General features: G+C 25.9%; 3 protein-coding genes. 1 reads left to right on the top strand and 2 read right to left on the bottom strand.

Annotation, left to right across the window (positions count from 1 at the left end; translation table 11 throughout):
- Window positions 1-1062: MFS transporter (locus ACRDDY_RS08730; RefSeq protein WP_438564567.1), on the bottom strand; the 1062-nt coding region annotated here is incomplete at its 3' end.
- A 160-nt stretch (window positions 1063-1222) separates the two neighbouring features.
- Here ACRDDY_RS08730 and ACRDDY_RS08725 point away from each other — a divergent pair.
- A complete protein-coding gene (locus ACRDDY_RS08725) occupies window positions 1223-1657 on the top strand; it encodes a MarR family winged helix-turn-helix transcriptional regulator (RefSeq protein ID WP_438564566.1) in 435 nt (144 codons plus the stop codon).
- A gap of 75 nt (window positions 1658-1732) precedes the next feature.
- Here ACRDDY_RS08725 and ACRDDY_RS08720 read toward each other — a convergent pair whose 3' ends face one another.
- Entirely contained in the window at window positions 1733-1825 is a 93-nt protein-coding gene (locus ACRDDY_RS08720) for an SH3 domain-containing protein (RefSeq protein ID WP_438564568.1), read from the bottom strand.
- Window positions 1826-1827 lie beyond the last annotated feature (2 nt).

Here is a 1827-nt window from a genome sequence, read left to right as displayed (position 1 = left end):
TAATATTACAGGTGATATGAATTCACCTAAATAAACACCAGTTGAAAGTAGAGTGATTGATAAAGCAGCATGGTTAGGATGCACTATATTTGGACCATAAAATAATGAATAAGGGAAAATACTTCCAAAACCTATTCCGATAAATATTGTTCCTATTATAATTAATGAAATAGAGCTTGATACAGCTATTAATAAAAATCCTATTGTTAATAAAACGAACACCATGATGGATATATGTTGTTTAAGTACTGTAAATAATTTTGAGAAAAGCACTGAAGATATTAATGAAGCTATGGTACTTAATGATATTATTTCAGAAGCTAAGCTTGCTCCACCAATGTGTTTTGCTTTGAATAAAAATGCTATTCCTGTTGGTAATGAGTAAAAAGCAATAAGTGCTAATAAAATTATTATTACATATTTAAAAATACTTTTATTTAATTTGATTTCTTGTTTGATTTCTTGTTTGATTTCTATTAAACTTTCTTTTTCTATATTTAAAAATTCAGTTTTCTTATTATCACAAGGTAAAAAGAACATTACTAAAATTAAAGGAATAATAGAAATTAAGTAAATAGCAAAGGAGAATCTCCAACCAAAAGAAGTTAAATAACCTACTATTAATGTTGAAATGATTCCACCAAGATTAGTAGTAGCAGAGGATAATCCAGTGAATTTAGCTTTTTCAGTACCAGTGAAGAAATCGCCTATAATGATAAAACAGAGAGGAGCTAGAATTCCAAGACCAATACCTAAAATAGCTCTAGTCAATAATAAAACATAGATATTAGGTGCTAATATTGATAGTAGACCACCTATTAAATAAATTATTATTCCAATAATGGCTAAATTTTTTCTGGAAATTTTTTTGAGAAAAATATTACTAACTAAATTTACAGGAATACAAATAAGAGCTGGTAATGTTACTACAAATTGAATTAGAATTTTAGGAGTTCCAATAAAAGAACTTTGTATTCCAGTAAGTGATGGTGATATAGCTATAGTAGCTATTAGGGTTAAAAATGATATTGACAATATTGCAATTTTATTTATTAGTTTCATAAAATCATCCTTTCTTTACAGTTGACTTGTCAACTATAATATTACAACTTTATAGTTGATAAGTCAACCGTTGCTTTTATGTAATTGATAAAATTTATAATTCTATTTATACTTAAATAAAGAATATAATTTAGATATCCTAGAGAGGGGAGGTATTATTTTGAAAAATTTAGAAGCTTTAGATTTAATAAGAAGTATAAGTTCTTTTAGAAAAAATTATTCAAATTATATTTCTAATAAACTTATAGATTTAGATATAACTAATTCAGAGTTTTCCTATTTAAAGGAAGTAGTAAATGAGGATTCTATTCCTCAGGATAAACTTATTAGAAATCTTAAAATTGATAAAGCAGCTGCAACAAGAATAGCACAGTCTTTAGAAAAAAAGGGTTTGATAAAAAGAGTTAAAAATGAGGGGAATAAAAGGTTTTTCAATGTTTACTTAACGGAAAAAGGAAAATGTTATATTGATAATATAAATTTAATTTTAAGTGATTTTTATAATTTATTAAGCTCAGGGGAGAGCTTAGAAGATGTTTTAGCATTAACAGCAATTTTAAATAAATTTAACAAAAAAATGCTTAGTGAAAAATAATGATTTAAAGATTTTCAAAGATAAAAGCTGTGGGAATATATTCCTACAGCTTTTATATATTAAGCTTATTGAATTTTAGTTGATGTTAAGAAATTCAGTATAAGCCCATCCAGTTGTTCCATTGTAGTTAACTTCTGTCCAGTTACCTTGTTGACCTAGTACTTCCATAG

Origin of the sequence: Clostridium sp., from assembly GCF_051656525.1 — a bacterium.
Taxonomy (GTDB): domain Bacteria; phylum Bacillota; class Clostridia; order Clostridiales; family Clostridiaceae; genus Clostridium.
The sequence above is the reverse complement of the archived record's forward strand: the minus strand, read 5'-3'. Positions and strand labels throughout refer to the sequence as shown.

Coding starts and splice junctions, on each gene's coding strand:
- ACRDDY_RS08720 (WP_438564568.1), bottom strand. CDS start 1,825: ATGGAAGTACTAGGTCAACAAGGTAACTGGACAGAAGTTAACTACAAT.